Annotated in this window: 17 protein-coding genes; 4 read left to right on the top strand and 13 right to left on the bottom strand. The window is 58.1% G+C overall.

Annotation, left to right across the window (positions count from 1 at the left end; genetic code table 11):
* Positions 1–44 precede the first annotated feature (44 nt).
* The 7 genes from NN484_RS27170 to rplM all read right to left on the bottom strand — a co-directional run bounded on the left by NN484_RS27170 (position 45) and on the right by rplM (position 4930).
* Positions 45–458 carry a ClpXP protease specificity-enhancing factor gene (locus tag NN484_RS27170; RefSeq protein ID WP_003228047.1) on the bottom strand — a complete coding sequence of 138 codons (414 nt, stop codon included), beginning with the start codon at positions 456–458 and terminating at the stop codon, positions 45–47.
* A gap of 16 nt (positions 459–474) precedes the next feature.
* Positions 475–1092, bottom strand: coding sequence for a glutathione S-transferase N-terminal domain-containing protein (locus tag NN484_RS27165; RefSeq protein WP_127648156.1), 618 nt, complete (start codon positions 1090–1092; stop codon positions 475–477).
* Between the two features lie 146 nt (positions 1093–1238).
* Entirely contained in the window at positions 1239–2021 is a 783-nt protein-coding gene (locus NN484_RS27160) for a cytochrome c1 (protein WP_274658362.1), read from the bottom strand.
* Positions 2021–3232, bottom strand: a complete 1212-nt coding sequence (locus tag NN484_RS27155; protein ID WP_215502354.1) for a cytochrome b — start codon at positions 3230–3232, stop codon at positions 2021–2023. The genes NN484_RS27160 and NN484_RS27155 overlap by 1 nt, the downstream gene beginning before the upstream one ends.
* Positions 3232–3825: a ubiquinol-cytochrome c reductase iron-sulfur subunit gene (petA, locus tag NN484_RS27150; protein WP_003228055.1), complete on the bottom strand. Its 594-nt coding sequence runs from the start codon at positions 3823–3825 to the stop codon at positions 3232–3234. The genes NN484_RS27155 and petA overlap by 1 nt, the downstream gene beginning before the upstream one ends.
* A gap of 269 nt (positions 3826–4094) precedes the next feature.
* A complete protein-coding gene (rpsI, locus tag NN484_RS27145; protein WP_007961615.1) occupies positions 4095–4487 on the bottom strand; it encodes a 30S ribosomal protein S9 in 393 nt (130 codons plus the stop codon).
* A gap of 14 nt (positions 4488–4501) precedes the next feature.
* Positions 4502–4930 carry a 50S ribosomal protein L13 gene (gene rplM, locus NN484_RS27140; protein ID WP_003228062.1) on the bottom strand — a complete coding sequence of 143 codons (429 nt, stop codon included), beginning with the start codon at positions 4928–4930 and terminating at the stop codon, positions 4502–4504.
* Positions 4931–5174: 244 nt separating this feature from the next.
* Between rplM and NN484_RS27135 the strand changes: the two genes are divergently transcribed.
* On the top strand, positions 5175–6215 hold the full coding sequence (locus NN484_RS27135; protein ID WP_127648152.1) for an NADP(H)-dependent aldo-keto reductase: 1041 nt from the start codon (positions 5175–5177) through the stop codon (positions 6213–6215).
* A gap of 88 nt (positions 6216–6303) precedes the next feature.
* Here the strand turns inward: NN484_RS27135 and NN484_RS27130 are convergent, their stop codons facing one another.
* Positions 6304–7440, bottom strand: a complete 1137-nt coding sequence (locus tag NN484_RS27130; protein ID WP_127648151.1) for an acyl-CoA dehydrogenase family protein — start codon at positions 7438–7440, stop codon at positions 6304–6306.
* A gap of 250 nt (positions 7441–7690) precedes the next feature.
* Between NN484_RS27130 and NN484_RS27125 the strand changes: the two genes are divergently transcribed.
* Positions 7691–8587 (top strand): GlxA family transcriptional regulator, encoded by an 897-nt coding sequence (locus NN484_RS27125; RefSeq protein WP_174823761.1) that lies wholly within the window; start codon positions 7691–7693, stop codon positions 8585–8587.
* Positions 8588–8728: 141 nt separating this feature from the next.
* Here the strand turns inward: NN484_RS27125 and zapE are convergent, their stop codons facing one another.
* The 3 genes from zapE to NN484_RS27110 all read right to left on the bottom strand — a co-directional run bounded on the left by zapE (position 8729) and on the right by NN484_RS27110 (position 11923).
* Positions 8729–9823, bottom strand: a complete 1095-nt coding sequence (gene zapE / locus NN484_RS27120; RefSeq protein ID WP_011335877.1) for a cell division protein ZapE — start codon at positions 9821–9823, stop codon at positions 8729–8731.
* Between the two features lie 90 nt (positions 9824–9913).
* Positions 9914–11269 (bottom strand): tryptophan--tRNA ligase, encoded by a 1356-nt coding sequence (locus NN484_RS27115; RefSeq protein WP_274658361.1) that lies wholly within the window; start codon positions 11267–11269, stop codon positions 9914–9916.
* A gap of 24 nt (positions 11270–11293) precedes the next feature.
* Positions 11294–11923: an alpha/beta hydrolase gene (locus tag NN484_RS27110; protein WP_215502356.1), complete on the bottom strand. Its 630-nt coding sequence runs from the start codon at positions 11921–11923 to the stop codon at positions 11294–11296.
* A gap of 144 nt (positions 11924–12067) precedes the next feature.
* Between NN484_RS27110 and NN484_RS27105 the strand changes: the two genes are divergently transcribed.
* Positions 12068–12502 carry a Z-ring associated ZapG family protein gene (locus NN484_RS27105; protein WP_127648147.1) on the top strand — a complete coding sequence of 145 codons (435 nt, stop codon included), beginning with the start codon at positions 12068–12070 and terminating at the stop codon, positions 12500–12502.
* A gap of 261 nt (positions 12503–12763) precedes the next feature.
* Here the strand turns inward: NN484_RS27105 and NN484_RS27100 are convergent, their stop codons facing one another.
* Positions 12764–13498, bottom strand: coding sequence for a YiaD family glycine zipper/OmpA-like lipoprotein (locus NN484_RS27100; protein WP_127648146.1), 735 nt, complete (start codon positions 13496–13498; stop codon positions 12764–12766).
* 117 nt (positions 13499–13615) lie between these two features.
* On the bottom strand, positions 13616–14260 hold the full coding sequence (locus NN484_RS27095) for an MBL fold metallo-hydrolase (RefSeq protein ID WP_274658360.1): 645 nt from the start codon (positions 14258–14260) through the stop codon (positions 13616–13618).
* A 202-nt stretch (positions 14261–14462) separates the two neighbouring features.
* Here NN484_RS27095 and NN484_RS27090 point away from each other — a divergent pair.
* A partial coding sequence (locus NN484_RS27090; protein WP_274658359.1) for a M10 family metallopeptidase occupies positions 14463–15986 on the top strand: 1524 nt, incomplete at its 3' end.

The raw sequence follows: 15986 nt of genomic DNA, 5'->3' as shown, positions 1-15986 counted from the left end.
TCCTACGTAATAAAAAAGGCGACCTTTTCGGGTCGCCTTTTTTATTACTTCACCACTTTCAGGCTTGGCCGGCCACTCGGGCGCGGCGGCTCGCTGTCCGGTGGCGGCAAGTCGTCATCCGGCTCGATATCGTCTTCGTCATCCATCGGCGACTCGAGATCGAACACCATGCCCTGACCGTTCTCCCGGGCGTAGATGCCCAGAATCGCGCTGATCGGCACGTACAGACTGTGCGGAACACCACCGAAGCGACCTTCGAAGGTCACCACGTCGTTATCCATATGCAGATGGCGCACGGCACTGGGCGAGATGTTCAGGACAATCTGTCCGTCACTGGCGAAACCCTGCGGCACCTGCACCGCCGGGTATTCGGAATTGACCAGCATGTGCGGGGTGCAATCGTTATCCACAATCCACTCGTAGAGCGCGCGGACCAGATAAGGTCGACTGGAGTTCATAGCGGCTCCTTAAGCCTTAGCGCATATCGCGTTCGACGCCAGACAGACTCGCCTGGAAAGCCTCACGCGCAAACGAGCGCTCCATATAATCAAGCAGCGGCTTGGCCGGCCGCGGCAGTTCAATACCCAGAATCGGCAAACGCCAGAGTATTGGCAATAGGCAGCAATCCACCAGACTTTGTTCCTCACTGAGGAAAAACGGCTTGTCGGCAAACAGCGGCGACACGCCCGTCAGGCTTTCACGCAATTCCTTGCGCGCCACGACACGCGCGGCTTCCTTGGTTTTCGGATCCAGAATCAGATCCACCAGACCACACCAGTCGCGCTGAATTCGGTGAATCAGCAGACGGCTGTTGGCACGCGCCACCGGGTAAACCGGCATCAGTGGCGGATGCGGGTAACGCTCATCCAGATATTCCATCACCACGGTCGACTCCCACAACGCCAGGTCGCGATCGACCAGTGTCGGGAGACTGCCGTAAGGGTTCACCTCAATCAGTTTAGGCGGCTGGCGACCAGCTTCCACGTAAATGATTTCGGCGCTGACACCCTTCTCTGCAAGCACAATGCGCACTCGGTGGGAATAGTGGTCGGCGGGGTCGGAGTAACAGGCCAACCGATTGGTCACGCCCATGGCGATCCTCCTCGCTTGTTGAAATTATCGGAACCGGAAAAACGCGCGCGCCCAGAGAGCGCCTCCCGCAATGCCTGGCTGGCCAGACGTTGCGTTATCGGAGGCGCCCTTGGGCGCGCGCGATTAACAGCAATGCTTGAAGCGTATCAGTGCACGTCTTTCCAGTATTCACGCTTGAGCAGGTAGGCGAACACAAAGAAGAACGCCAGGTACAGCAAGACGTAAGCACCGATGCGCTGATGTTGCAGCTTAACCGGGTTAGCCGAGTAAGCCAGGAAGGTTACCAGATTCTTGACCTTCTCATCGAACTGCTCTTCGTTCAGAGCACCGGATTTCGGCACGATGGTCAACTGATCGCACGCTTCATGAGTCAGAGGCGTACCGGTCAGCGGATCATATTGCTTCTTGCCGTCTTCGACGATCTGCACTTGCTTGCAGCCAACCACCTGGCGACCTTGCAGGCCGACCAGTACGTTAGGCATGCCGACGTTCGGGAAGATCTTGTTGTTCACACCCCATGGACGTGCAGGATCTTCGTAGAACGAGCGCAGGTAACCGTAGAGCCAGTCGGTGCCGCGCACGCGCGCCACCAGGGTCAGGTCCGGCGGTGCCGCACCGAACCAGGTCTTGGCGTCCGCAGGCTGCATGCCGATGTTCATGTGATCGCCGATCTTGGCACCGGTGAACACCAGCTTCTCCAGCATCATTTCGTGTGGAATGCCGAGGTCATCGGCCACCCGCTCGTAACGCTGGAACTTGGCACTGTGGCATCCCATGCAATAGTTGGCAAAGGTACGCGCACCATCTTGCAGGGCAGCCTTGTCGGACACGTCGATGTCGACTTTTTCCAGCTCCGGACCACCGTGTTCGGCGGCGAAAGACAGCACAGGCAGAGCAGCAAAAATCAGAGCAAAAAATAACTTTTTCATCAGCCAGTCACCCTTTCCGGAACCGGTTTGGTTTTCTCGAGCCTGGTGTAGAACGGCATCAGAATGAAGTAGGCGAAGTACAGGAAGGTGCAGACCTGCGACAGCAGCGTGCGCTCCGGCGTCGGGGCCAGTACGCCCAGAATGCCGAGGATCACGAATGCGATGCAGAACACCACCAGCCAGATCTTGCTCATCCAGCCCTTGTAGCGCATCGATTTGACCGGACTGCGGTCAAGCCACGGCAGGACAAAGAGCAAGGCAATCGAGGCACCCATGGCGATAACGCCCATGAGCTTGTCGGGGATCGCACGCAAGATCGCGTAGAACGGCGTGAAGTACCAGACCGGTGCAATGTGCTCAGGCGTCTTGAACGGGTTGGCTTGCTCGAAGTTTGGTTTTTCGAGGAAGTAGCCGCCCATTTCCGGGAAGAAGAACACGATAAAGCAGAAGATGAACAGAAACACCACCACGCCGACGATGTCTTTCACGGTGTAGTACGGGTGGAAGGCAATGCCGTCCAGCGGTATGCCGTTTTCGTCTTTGTGCTTCTTGATGTCGACGCCGTCCGGGTTGTTCGAACCGACCTCGTGCAGCGCCAGAATGTGCAGCACCACCAGACCGAGAATCACGATCGGCAGGGCCACCACGTGCAGGGCGAAGAAGCGGTTCAGGGTGATCCCGGAGATCAGGTAGTCACCACGAATCCACTGGGTCAGGTCGTTGCCGATGACCGGAATCGCACCGAACAGCGAGATGATCACCTGGGCACCCCAGTAGGACATCTGGCCCCACGGCAGCAGGTAGCCCATGAAGGCTTCGGCCATCAGCGCCAGGTAAATCAGCATGCCGAAGACCCACACCAGCTCACGGGGTTTCTGGTACGAACCGTAGAGCAGACCACGGAACATGTGCAGATAGACCACGATGAAGAACGCCGAAGCGCCGGTGGAGTGCAGCAGACGCAGGATCGAGCCGTACTCGACGTCGCGCATGATGTACTCGACGGAAGCGAACGCTTCTTCTGCCGACGGCGTGTAGCTCATCGTCAGCCAGACACCGGTGACGATCTGGTTGACCAGCACCAGCAGCGCCAGGGAGCCGAAGAAATAGAAGAAGTTGAAGTTTTTTGGAGCGTAATACTTGCTGAGATGGTCTTCCCACATTTTGGTGGCGGGGAAGCGTGCATCAACCCAATCCATGAACTTGCTCATCACGCTTTCTCCGTATCGACGCCAATGACAATCAGGTCATCGGTCTCATAGGAATGCGGGGGAACTGGCAGGTTCAAAGGCGCAGGTTGCGACTTGTAGACGCGGCCAGCCAGATCGTAGTGGGAACCGTGGCAAGGGCAGAAATAGCCGCCAACCCAGTCTTTACCCAGATCCGCAGGTGCCACTTCGGGACGGAAGGTTGGTGAGCAACCCAAGTGTGTGCAGATCCCGATCAGCAGTAGAATTTCCGGCTTGATCGAACGCACTTCAGGGTCGACATAGGTGGGTTGCGTGGAGTTTTTGGAAGTCGGATCGGAGAGCTGGCCCTCGATCTTCTTGAGATTCCCCAGGATTTCCGCAGTACGGCGGACAATGAACACCGGCTGGCCGCGCCACTCGGCAATCATCTGCTGTCCTGGCTCGATCTTGCTGACATTCACTTTCACCGGTGCACCGGCGGCTTTCGCCTTGGCACTGGGAAACCATGACCCCACGAACGGGACCGCAGCCCCCACCGCTCCTGCAGCACCCACCACGGATGTGGCTGCTACCAAGAAGCGACGCCGGCCTGCATTCACGCCGTCATTGCTCATTCAGTCCTCTCCCATCAGCTTTGTGGCCTGTTAAATCAGGCATCTACTAAATAAATCAATGTTACTTATAAAAATTTTGCCGAGATGGTAATGAAAAGCCCCAATTCTGACAAGGGAATTACCCGGGGCTCCCACCCTCAAGCCTTGTAGTATAGGGGGTCTACGAATGTGGCAAGTTGTCACAGCGCAATTCTTTAATAAATCGCAGGCATAAAAAAACGCCCGGTTCCGTGAGGAATCGGGCGTTCTTTTTTGAACGTGGAAACGAATTAACGCTTCGAGTACTGCGGACGCTTACGCGCTTTACGCAGACCAACTTTCTTACGTTCAACTTCACGGGCGTCGCGAGTAACGAAGCCAGCTTTGCGCAGAGCGCTACGCAGGGTCTCGTCGTAGTCCATCAGAGCGCGAGTGATACCGTGGCGGATTGCGCCAGCTTGACCACTTACACCACCGCCGATGACAGTGACGTAGATGTCGAATTTCTCGACAGTCTCGGTCAGTTCCAGCGGCTGACGAACTACCATGCGGGCAGTTTCGCGGCCGAAGAACGAGTCCAGGGAGCGGTTGTTGATGGAGATGTTACCAGTACCCGGACGCAGGAAAACGCGTGCGGTTGCGGTCTTGCGACGGCCAGTGCCGTAATTTTGAGTCGCCGACATAATGAACTATTCCGTTAAATCTTCAGTTCTTGGGGCTGCTGAGCAGTATGAGGGTGTGCAGCGCCCGCATAGACTTTCAGCTTACGGTACATGTCACGACCCAGCGGGTTCTTAGGCAGCATGCCTTTAACCGCGGTCTCGATCACGCGCTCAGGGGCTTTAGCGATCAGCTTTTCAAAGTTGATCGACTTGATGCCGCCCGGGAAACCGGAGTGGGAGTAGTACATTTTGTCAGTGGTTTTAGCGCCGGTAACACGGATCTGCTCGGCGTTGATTACGACGATGTAGTCGCCGGTGTCAACGTGAGGAGTGTACTCAGGCTTGTGCTTGCCACGCAGACGGCTCGCGATTTCGGTGGCCAGACGACCCAGGGTCTGACCAGCAGCGTCGACGACAAACCAGTCGCGCTTTACTGTTTCCGGTTTAGCAGTAAAAGTTTTCATTCTTTATAGCCTCAGGGGCCGCCTGTAAATAAGACGGCGGATCTTACTGAATAGTGCGTACTTTGACAAGTCAAAGGCAGCCGGATACAGACGCTTTCGGGGGCTCGGGTCGGCGCGTCCGTTCAACGGCAAGATTCTTCGGCGGCGGCGCATCACTTCCACTGCAGAAAGAGGTCGGCAATTATGCAGATTGCGAAAAAATATTCAACCTGCTTTTATGATTGTTTTGCCCAAGGAGCACCCGATGGACTATCGCCAGCTAGGCCGTACCGACCTGAACGTGAGTGCAATCTGCCTCGGCACCATGACCTGGGGCGAGCAAAACACTGAAGCTGAAGCCTTCGCCCAGATCGAACGGGCCAAGGAAGCCGGGATCAATTTCATCGACACCGCCGAGATGTACCCGGTGCCGCCAAAAGCCGAAACCTACGCCACCACCGAGCGCTACATCGGCAATTACTTCAAGCATCGCGGCGATCGCGCCGACTGGATCCTCGCCAGCAAGATCGCCGGCCCCGGCAACACCATCGACTACATCCGTGACAAAAACCTGCGCCACAACCGCCAGCACATCACCGAAGCAGTGGACGCCAGCCTCAAGCGCCTGCAGACCGATTACATCGATCTGTATCAATTGCACTGGCCGGAGCGCAGCACCAACTTTTTCGGACAGCTGGGCTACAAACACAAGATCGAAGCCAACCTGACGCCGCTCGAAGACACCCTCGAAGCCCTCGACGAACAGGTCAAGGCCGGCAAGATCCGCCATATCGGCCTGTCCAACGAAACGCCGTGGGGCACCATGCGCTTCCTCGCCCTGGCCGAAGCCCGTGGCTGGCCGCGCGCGGTGTCGATCCAGAACCCGTACAACCTGCTCAACCGCAGCTTCGAAATCGGTCTGGCGGAAATCGCCATCCGCGAACAGTGCGGTCTGCTCGCCTACTCGCCGCTGGCATTCGGTTTCCTCTCAGGCAAGTACGAAGGTGGCGCCCGCCCACCGAAAGGCCGCCTGAGCCTCTACAGTCGCTTCAGCCGCTATTTCAACGCGCAATCGGAAGCTGCTTGCAGCCGTTATGTGGCCCTGGCCCGCGAGCATGGTCTGGATCCGGCGCAAATGGCCCTGGCGTTCGTTACCCAGCAACCGTTCGTCACCAGCAACATCATTGGCGCGACGACGCTTGAGCAACTGGACAGCAACATTGCCAGTTTCGACCTGAAGCTTTCCGACGAAGTGCTGGCCGGGATCGAGGCGATTCACAAGGATCATCCGAATCCGGCGCCGTAAGTAAAAAGATCGCAGCCTTCGGCAGCTCCTACAGGGTTCACACTGATCCTCTGCAGGAGCTGCCGCAGGCTGCGATCTTTTCAGCCGCTCACAGCGACCGTGCGATGATCTCCTTCATGATTTCATTGGTGCCGGCATAGATCCGCTGCACTCGCGCATCCGCCCACGCCCGGGCCACCGGGTATTCCCACATGAAGCCGTAGCCGCCGTGCAACTGCACGCACTCATCGAGCACCTTGCATTGCAGGTCGGTGCCCCAGTACTTGGCCATCGCCGCCGTCGGCACATCCAGCTTGCCCTGCAGGTGCAGTTCCAGGCAGCGGTCGACGAAGACCCGACCGATCTGAATCTCGGTAGCCATCTCCGCCAGCTTGAAGCGGGTGTTCTGGAAGTCGGCAATTGCCTTGCCGAACGCCTTGCGATCACGGGTGTAATCCAGCGTCCATTTCAGCGCGGCTTCGGCTGAAGCCAGGCCACCGATCGCTACGGTCAGACGCTCCTGCGGCAACTCCTGCATCAAATAGGCAAACCCCGCCCCGGCCTGCCCCAGCAGGTTTTCTTTCGGTACGCGCACGTCCTGAAAGAACAATTCCGACGTGTCCTGCGCCTTCATTCCGACCTTTTCCAGGCGCTTGCCCTTCTCGAAGCCCGGAGTATTCGCTTCGACCAGAAACAGGCTGGTGCCCTTTGCGCCAGCCTTTGGATCAGTCTTGGCAACCACAATGACCAAGTCAGCCAGAAAGCCATTGGTGATAAACGTTTTCGAACCGTTGATCACATATTCGTCACCGTCCAGCACAGCCGTGGTCTTCACACCTTGCAGATCGGAACCCGCCCCCGGCTCGGTCATGGCGATGGCCGTGACCATCTCGCCCGAGACCAGTTTCGGCAGGTATTTGTGCTTCAACGCTTCGCTGCCGTAATGCAGGATGTACGGCGCGACGATGTCCGAATGCAGCGAGAAACCGATCCCCGTCAAACCGAGACGACCGACCTCCTCGATCACCACCGCGCTGTACAGAAAGTCCGCGCCCAGGCCGCCATATTCTTCCGGCAAGTGCGAGCAGAGCATCCCGGCCTCCCCTGCCTTGTTCCACAGTTTGCGGTCGATGTGGCCTTGTTTCTCCCATTGCGCATGGAACGGCACAGCCTCTTTTTCGAGGAAGGTTCGGACGCTGTCGCGGAACAATTCATGCTCGGAGCTGAACAAGGTTCTGGGGATCATGCGGCACCTTTCTTTCTTGTTGAAGGGATATGACCTTCAGAGACTAAGCCCCACCTCCGATACAGGACACTGGACACATCCGACAAAAAATAAGACGATCCAGCCGTCTGGTGACCACTTTCCCTTATAAAAACAAAACAAAAGTTGAATTATGTCCAAGCAAGTCTCCACGCCCTTGCGGCGCGTCAGCATCCTGGCAATCGACCGGGTTTTCGCATCCACTCTCATGCAGGCCAAGGATTTCTTCCATCTGGCCAGCCTGCGTTACGGCAAACAACTGGGCCACGGCCTGACACCGGCGTTCGAAACCCGCCTGGTCAGCCCCGACGGCAAACCGGTGAACAGTTTCAGTGACGTGGTGATGCCGGTGGACGGCGGCCTGGAAAACGCCGATGTCATCATCCTCCCGGCATTCTGGGACGACTTCGAAACACTTTGCGGCCGTTATCCACAGATCCTGCCGTGGCTGCGCGAACAACACGCCCGCGGCGCAGTCCTGTGCGGCGAAGCCACCGGCGTGTTCTGGCTGGCCGAAGCCGGGCTGCTCAACGGCAAGGAAGCGACCACTTACTGGCGCTTCTTCAATGCGTTCGCCGAGCGCTTTCCACAGGTGCACCTCAATCAGGACAAGCACCTGACCGATGCCGACAATCTGTATTGCGCCGGCGGCACGACTTCGGCGTGCGACCTCTATATCTACCTGATCGAACGTTTCTGCGGCGCCAACGTGGCGCAAGCCGTGGCCCGCGACATTCTTTACGAAGTGCAACGCAGCTATGCGCCGGGGCGTATCGGCTTCGGCGGCCAGAAGCTGCATCAGGACGTGATCATCCTGCAGATCCAGCACTGGCTCGAAGAGCACTTCGCCGACAAGTTCCGCTTCGAAGACGTCGCCCGCGAGCACGGCATGAGCATCCGCAACTTCATGCGCCGCTTCCAGACCGCCACCGGTGACAAGCCGCTGCACTACCTGCAACGCCTGCGCATCGAGACGGCCAAGGGCCTGCTGTCCGGCAGCCGCAAGAGCATCAAGACCATCAGTTATGAAGTCGGCTACGACGACGCGAGCTTCTTTGCCCGGCTGTTCCGCCAGCACACCGAGCTGTCACCGAATCAGTATCGGCAGCAGTTTCAACAGGCTGCCTAAAAGCAAAAGATCGCAGCCTGCGGCAGCTCCTACAGAATGGCGTACACCTGTAGGAGCTGGCGAAGCCTGCGATCTTTTGATCTTCAGCGCACAAAAAAGGGCCTGCAATTGCAGGCCCTTTTTTATGCGCTGAAGATCTGTTTAAGGCTTGTGCGCCCGGGACAGGAATTCGTGCGACTGCATCTCCAGCAGACGGCTCAGCGTGCGCTGGAATTCGAACGTCAGGCGCCCGCCGGTGTAGAGGTCTTTCAACTCGACTTCGGCAGAAATGATCAGCTTGACGTTGCGGTCGTAGAACTCGTCGACCATGTTGATGAAGCGACGGGCGATGTCGTCGGTGGTGACGCTCATCTGCTCGACGCCGCTGAGCAGCACGGCGTGGAAGATCTTGCCCAGTTCGATGTAGTCGTTCTGGCTGCGGGGGCCGTCGCACAGCTCGCGGAAGTCGAACCAGGCCACGTCGTCGCACGTGCGCAGGGCACGGATCTCACGGTTTTCGATGATCAGCACATCGTTCTCGACCGCTGCGGTGCACTCTGGCGTCAGCGCGCGGAAGCTTTTGCGCAGACTTTCGTGAGCCGCTTCGTCCAGCGGATAGTGGAACAGCTCCGCCTGTTCGAGGTGGCGCAGACGGTAGTCGACACCGCTGTCGACGTTGACGATTTCGGTATTCTGCTTGATCAGCGCAATCGCCGGCAGGAAGCGCGCACGTTGCAGGCCGTCCTTGTACAGGCCGTCCGGAACGATGTTCGAGGTCGCGACCAGGGTCACGCCGTTCTTGAACAGCTCTTCCATCAGCGTGCCAAGGATCATCGCGTCAGTGATATCGGACACGAAGAACTCATCGAAGCAGATGACACGGGATTCGGTCGCGAAGCGCTTGGCGATGATGGTCAGCGGGTTTTTCTCGCCGCCGAGGGTTTTCATCTCTTCGTGCACGCGCTTCATGAAGCGGTGGAAGTGGGTGCGGGTCTTTTCCTTGAACGGCAGCGCTTCGAAGAAGGTGTCGACCAGGTAAGTCTTGCCGCGACCCACGCCGCCCCAGAAATACAGACCCTTGACCGGCGTCTGATCCTTTTTGCCAAACAGCTTGCCCAGCAAACCCGGCTTGTTCTGCTCGGCCGCGATCAGATCGTCGTACAGGCGCTGTAGATGACGCACGGCAGTTTCTTGCGCGGCGTCATGGAAGAAGTCCGGGCGTTTCAGATCAGCTTGGTATCGTTCTAGGGGCGTCATAATTCGTTAGCAAGGCAACAAAAACGGGCCGTCACTGTAGCGACGGCCCGTGGGAATGGCAATCAGCCCTTGGTCGGGCCGCGCCGTTGATTAGTCCTGAACCGGGGTCAGCGCAACGCGCAGAGCCTCGATGGCCGCGTCCCGCGCAGCGCTATCAGCGAACGCCGGGCTGTCGCCGACGCATTCGCCTTCCAGCCATACGCTGAAGCTCAGGTCTTCATTGCGCACATCCAGAGGCTGACCGGATTGCAGTTGCTTGGTCACCTGGCCCGCAGCTTTACCGTCGGCGAAATGGCGCGACAGCAGCAGTTGCTCGCCATCGGCCGCCAGCAGACGGAAACGGAAGCTGCCGTCATCTTCGCGGAAGCTGACGAAGCGTGCGGCTTTCGCGGCTTTCTTCTTGGTGGTCGCCGCGACTTGCACCTGATTGACGAACGAACGCAGGCCGACCGCTTCACGCAATTCGTTGAGGAACGGGGTCGCCACTGCACGGGCCTTTTTCGCGCCGTGCTGCAGGATGTCTTCCAGATCGGCCGGGCGCTCGATCAGTTGGTGATAACGCTCGCGGGACTCACCCAGCTCGTTGTCGAGCAATTGGAACAGACGATTCTTCGCCTCGCCCCAACCCAGACCGCCCAGCAGTTCGCTGCGGAACTCGTCAGCCTGCGCCGGTGTGGCGAACGCCTGGAACAGGGTGAACAGGTGCGAGTTGTCCGGATCTTTCGCTTCGCCCGGCGCGCGGGAGTCGGTGACGATACGGGAGATCGCGTCCTTCATCTCTTTGGCGCTGGAGAACAACGGAATGGTGTTGTCGTAGCTTTTGGACATCTTGCGTCCGTCGAGGCCTGGCAACGTCGCCACGCTTTCCTCGATCAGCGCTTCGGGCATGGTGAAGAACTCTTTGCCCTGGCCGAACAGGTGGTTGAAGCGCTGGCCGATGTCGCGGGCCATTTCCACGTGCTGGATCTGGTCACGACCGACCGGCACCTTGTGCGCGTTGAACATCAGGATGTCCGCCGCCATCAGCACCGGGTAGCTGTAGAGGCCCATGGTGATACCGGCATCCGGGTCTTCACCGGTCTCGACGTTCTTGTCCACCGAAGCCTTGTAGGCGTGCGCACGGTTGAGCAGGCCCTTGGCCGCGACGCAGGTCAGCAGCCAGGTCAGCTCGGGGATTTCCGGGATGTCGGACTGGCGATAGAAGGTCACGCGATCGACATCCAAGCCACCGGCCAGCCAGGTCGCGGCGATTTCCAGACGCGAGCGCTGGATGCGCAGCGGGTCATCGCATTTGATCAGCGCGTGGTAGTCGGCCAGGAAGTAGAACGAATCGGCATTGCTGTCGCGGCTGGCGAGGATCGCCGGGCGAATGGCGCCGGCGTAGTTGCCCAGGTGCGGCGTGCCGGTGGTGGTGATGCCGGTGAGGATACGGGTACGGTTCGTCATGGGTAATCGCTTGTCAGACTGCAATCAATTCGAGAGACGCGGCAGGATCAGATCCTTGAGATCGGTCAGCTTGCCATGAAAAAAGTGTCCGCATTCTGCCACTTTCAGCAGCTCATGGGGGCGCTGGAGTTTGTCGGACCAGTCGTAGACCAACTGCGGATCGATCACTTCGTCGGTTTCCGGCTGGATCACGGTGAGTTCTCCGTGCTGTGGCAGTTGATCCTGATCGCCCAGACGCATCACCGCCGGCGCGACCATGAACAGATGCTTGAGCTGCACGCCTTGGGCTTCGAGACGACCGCCGAGACTTGCTGCAACAAATCCGCCGAAAGAAAAACCGAACAGGGTCAGCGGCAGATCCGGGTGTTTTTCCCGCAGCCATGCGGCAGCAGCCTGGGCATCGTCGACTTCGCCGGTGCCCATGTCGTGGGAGCCTTCACTGGCGCCAACGCCGCGATAGTTGAAGCGCAAGGTGATCCAACCGGCGTCGCGCGCGGTGCGCTGCAAGGTCGAGACGACCTTGTTGAGCATGGTGCCGCCCTGCACCGGGTTCGGATGGCAGATCAGCGCAATGCCGATTGGCTGCTCGTTGTCCAGGTACAGCGCTTCGATTTGGCCGACTGGGCCGGCAATGACTACAGGGGTTTCACGCATCAGCAAGGAAGGAACTCCGTGACCTCGAATCGGGTCGACTCGTCTAGCAAATTGTCTGTGCCAATCTATTGCGAGTGAATCGCGGTATACAGCGCAGGTTCGAGCCGTTAACGTAAAGCAAAGCCGTTTATAGAGGAAGGACTCGTGGAACACTCGCTCTTAGTTTGGTTGTTACCGACTCTTGCCCTGGTTGTGGGTGTCGCCATTGGATTCCTGATCGCTCGCGTCGCGCCGAATGCCGCGCCGAGCCGCACGCAGCGTCAACTGGATGATATCCAGGAACGTTTCGACAGCTATCAAAACGAGGTGGTCACCCACTTCAACAGCACCGCGATGCTGGTCAAGAAGCTGACCCAGAGCTATCAGGAAGTGCAGGATCATCTCGCCGAGGGTGCCAATCGTCTGGCCCTGGACGAGCAGACCCGTCAACGCCTGATCGCCGCTTTGCACGCCGATGCGGTACAGGCACCGCGCGAACGCCTGACGCCGCCGCGCGATCAGGAGCCGCCACGCGACTACGCACCGAAAGCCCCGAACTCGCCGGGCATGCTCGATGAGCAGTATGGTTTGAAGAAGTAATCAGCCTTCGCTGACAAAAAAAGCCCCCGGACAATTCCGTTGTCCGGGGGCTTTTTTGTGCCTATTGAGTTTGTGGTGCCTGCACAGGCCCAGTAACCCTGTAGGAGCTGTCGAGTGAAACGAGGCTGCGATCTTTTGATCTTGTTGTTAAAGCTAAAGATCAAAAGATCGCAGCGTGCCGCAGCTCCTACAGGGCGACTGCGTTCAGGCCAAAAAATGCCCGGTCACCAGGACCGGGCATTTCTTCATTCAAGCATTCAGTTACGGATACTGCTGAACCGTACCCGGCTGTTGCTGCTGGCCACCATACTGCTGACCCGGAATCGCCTTCAGGTTGACTTCAACCCGGCGGTTCTGCGCACGGCCATTGACGTCACCGTTGCTGGCAATCGGGTTATCCGGTCCGGCGCCACGGGCCGACAGGTTGGCACCGCTGACACCTTGCGAAGTCAGGTAGGTGGCCACGCTCTGCGCACGACGCTGAGACAGGTCCATGTTGTGCTGGCGGGCACCGGTGCTGTCGGTGTAGCCGACGATTTCGATCTGGTTCTGGTTGAACTCTTTCAGCGAGTTCGCCAGGTTGTTCAACGGCTGGTAGAAGCTTGGCGCGATGTTCGCCGAATCGGTGGCGAAGGTGATGTTGCCCGGCATGATCAGTTTGATCTGATCGCCCTGGCGCTGCACTTCAACCCCGGTGTTGGCCATGCTGGCGCGCAGTTTTTTCTCTTGCTGGTCGGCGTAGTAACCGTAACCGGCCGCCGAAGCCCCCACCACCGCCGCGCCGATCAAGGCACCCTTGCCGCGGTTGTTGTGGTCGATGGCGGCACCTGCCAGGGCACCGGCCAGAGCGCCGAGACCACCATACTTGGCAGTTTTGCTCATGCCTTGCGAGCCACCGTCGGCCTGCCCCTGATTGTCATACGGGTTGGGCGAGGCGCAGCCGGACAGCACGGCCACGGCAGTAGCGACAATAATCAAACGACGCGTGGTGAACATGGAAAGCTCCTACTTTTTTTGCATTCTGTGGTGCAGCGGCCGCTGGGCAGTAGCCCCCTGCGGGCGTTGGATCATGACAATGCCGAAAAATTCCGCCGCACACTCGTGACAAAATATTTAGGCGCGCACGAACGGGTTTTCCCGCATTTCATCCCCCAGACGCGTGTCCGGACCATGCCCGGCAACCACGGTTGCGTCTTCGTCCAGGGTGTACAGCCGCTGCTTGATAGATCGCACGATGGTCGCCTGATCGCCGCCCCACAAATCCGTGCGTCCTACGCCGCGACGAAACAGCGTGTCGCCGGCAATCAACAGCTTAGCCTCGGAAAACCAAAAGCTCATGGAACCGGGTGTATGTCCCGGCGTATGCAACGCCACACCGCAGCCGCAGGCCAGTTCTTCATCGTCGCTCAACCAGCGATCAGGTGATGGCACCGGTGTGTATGGCACACCGAACATCTGGCATTGCATTTCGAGGTTGTCCCACAGGAATTGATCTTCCTTGTGCAAATGCAGCGTTGCACCGGTTTTTTCCTTCATCTGCCCCGAGGCGAGGAAGTGATCGAGATGCGCGTGGGTGTGGATGATGCTGACGACTTTCAGGCCATGCGCATCGAGGCGCGCCATGATCAGGTCAGGGTTGCCGCCCGGGTCGACGACGATGGCTTTTTTGCTGATCGGGTCGCCGATGATCGTGCAGTTGCACTGCAACGGGCCGACAGGGAAGGTTTCACGGATGAGCGACGGGGTGGTAGCAGGCATTAAGAGTCCTCGACAAACGGCTGATGGCGCTTGCTAAGGATTCTACTTTAGGAGCCGATACAAAGTGCCAGGCCAGTAATTTGACGCCACCAATCTGAAAATAGTGGCCATATGATGTCAAATATGTAAAAACTGGTGCAGAATCGTATTCTTTTTGTAGCGACTGCATTCAGGATTAGTCGCATAGCACCCAGGAAAAACCATGCCTACCCCTTCGTCATATTCATTTGCGCTTCCTTCAGCATTGACCGGTAACAAGTACGTTGACAGCCTGATCTCCGGAACTTATTGGCTGGGGGCGAACTGGCCTGCTTCGGGTTCGACCAGCCTCAGCTACAGCTTCATGGCGCCCAACACTTCGTACTTCATCACTAATTACAGTCCTGACAATGAATACAACGCGCTGTACGAACTGACGAGCGGGCAGAAAAGTGCGGTGACCAATGCCTTGGCCACCTGGAGTGCTGTCGCCAACCTCAGCTTCACGCTGACCAGCGATGACATCAACAACGTGGGTGACCTTCGCTTTGGTGCCTATCGGTTGATGGATAACCAGACGGCTGCATGGGCCTACTTCCCGGCCAACAGCCCTACCGGCGGCGATGTCTGGATCGGCCCGGAGACGAATGACCCCAATCCGGGTCATGGCACCTACGACTACCTGACCTTTATCCACGAAATCGGTCATGCGCTGGGACTCAAACATCCATTCGATGTCAGCTCGACAAACAAAACATTGCTGGACTCGTCGCTCGACGATGTTCATTTCACAGTAATGAGCTACAACAGCAACTACTCCTATCAGCCAACAACGCCGATGCTGCTCGACATCATGGCGATACAGAGCCTGTACGGCGCCAATATGCAGTGGCAGACCGGGAACAACGTCTACTCATGGGCGTCAGACCAGTCAATCTTCGAAACCATTTGGGATGCTGGCGGCATCGACACCCTCGATGGCAGCAACCAACTGGCGTCCGTGACCCTCAATCTGAATGAAGGTACGTTCAGCCAGATCGGCAAGGCGTTTGTCGACCAGTCAACATCGAATCTCATCAATAACGGCCTGGCGATTGCGTATGGCGCAAAAATCGAGAACGCCATCGGCTCGATTTTCGATGACGTTCTGTACGGCAACGAGTTGGATAACGTACTCAACGGCAATGGCGGCGCAGACACCATGTACGGTGGCGCAGGCAACGACACGTACTACGTTGACAACGCCGGGGACGTTATTTTCGATTATCCGGGCATGGGCACCGACACCGTCGTGTCCTCCATCAATTACGTTCTCGGAGCGCATCTGGAGAACCTGACGCTGGCTGGCGCCGCCAACCTCAATGGCACCGGAAACGCATCGAACAACACAATCATCGGCACGGCCGGCGATAACTTCCTCGACGGCGGTCAGGGCGCAGACACCCTGATCGGTGGCGCGGGCAACGACACCTACATCGTCGACAACCTTGGTGATACGGTTACGGAAACCAGTACCCTTGCCAGTGAAATCGATACGGTCCGTAGCTCGGTGGCCTTCGCATTGGGCACCAACGTCGAAAACCTCGTCCTGACCGGCCTCGATGCGGTCAACGGCACCGGCAACGAACTGAACAACAGCATCACCGGCAACGACCAGGCCAACACTCTGGACGGCGGCCTGGGTGCTGACACCATGATCGGTGGCGGCGGCTTCGACAGTTACTACGTGGATAACGTCGGTGACGTA

The sequence above is a fragment of the Pseudomonas serboccidentalis genome, assembly GCF_028830055.1.
Classification (GTDB): domain Bacteria; phylum Pseudomonadota; class Gammaproteobacteria; order Pseudomonadales; family Pseudomonadaceae; genus Aquipseudomonas; species Aquipseudomonas serboccidentalis.
This window is presented reverse-complemented; position numbering and strand designations above follow the sequence as displayed.

Coding starts and splice junctions, on each gene's coding strand:
- NN484_RS27170 (WP_003228047.1), bottom strand. CDS start 458: ATGAACTCCAGTCGACCTTATCTGGTCCGCGCGCTCTACGAGTGGATT.
- NN484_RS27165 (WP_127648156.1), bottom strand. CDS start 1,092: ATGGGCGTGACCAATCGGTTGGCCTGTTACTCCGACCCCGCCGACCAC.
- NN484_RS27160 (WP_274658362.1), bottom strand. CDS start 2,021: ATGAAAAAGTTATTTTTTGCTCTGATTTTTGCTGCTCTGCCTGTGCTG.
- NN484_RS27155 (WP_215502354.1), bottom strand. CDS start 3,232: ATGAGCAAGTTCATGGATTGGGTTGATGCACGCTTCCCCGCCACCAAA.
- petA (WP_003228055.1), bottom strand. CDS start 3,825: ATGAGCAATGACGGCGTGAATGCAGGCCGGCGTCGCTTCTTGGTAGCA.
- rpsI (WP_007961615.1), bottom strand. CDS start 4,487: ATGTCGGCGACTCAAAATTACGGCACTGGCCGTCGCAAGACCGCAACC.
- rplM (WP_003228062.1), bottom strand. CDS start 4,930: ATGAAAACTTTTACTGCTAAACCGGAAACAGTAAAGCGCGACTGGTTT.
- NN484_RS27135 (WP_127648152.1), top strand. CDS start 5,175: ATGGACTATCGCCAGCTAGGCCGTACCGACCTGAACGTGAGTGCAATC.
- NN484_RS27130 (WP_127648151.1), bottom strand. CDS start 7,440: ATGATCCCCAGAACCTTGTTCAGCTCCGAGCATGAATTGTTCCGCGAC.
- zapE (WP_011335877.1), bottom strand. CDS start 9,823: ATGACGCCCCTAGAACGATACCAAGCTGATCTGAAACGCCCGGACTTC.
- NN484_RS27115 (WP_274658361.1), bottom strand. CDS start 11,269: ATGACGAACCGTACCCGTATCCTCACCGGCATCACCACCACCGGCACG.
- NN484_RS27110 (WP_215502356.1), bottom strand. CDS start 11,923: ATGCGTGAAACCCCTGTAGTCATTGCCGGCCCAGTCGGCCAAATCGAA.
- NN484_RS27100 (WP_127648146.1), bottom strand. CDS start 13,498: ATGTTCACCACGCGTCGTTTGATTATTGTCGCTACTGCCGTGGCCGTG.
- NN484_RS27095 (WP_274658360.1), bottom strand. CDS start 14,260: ATGCCTGCTACCACCCCGTCGCTCATCCGTGAAACCTTCCCTGTCGGC.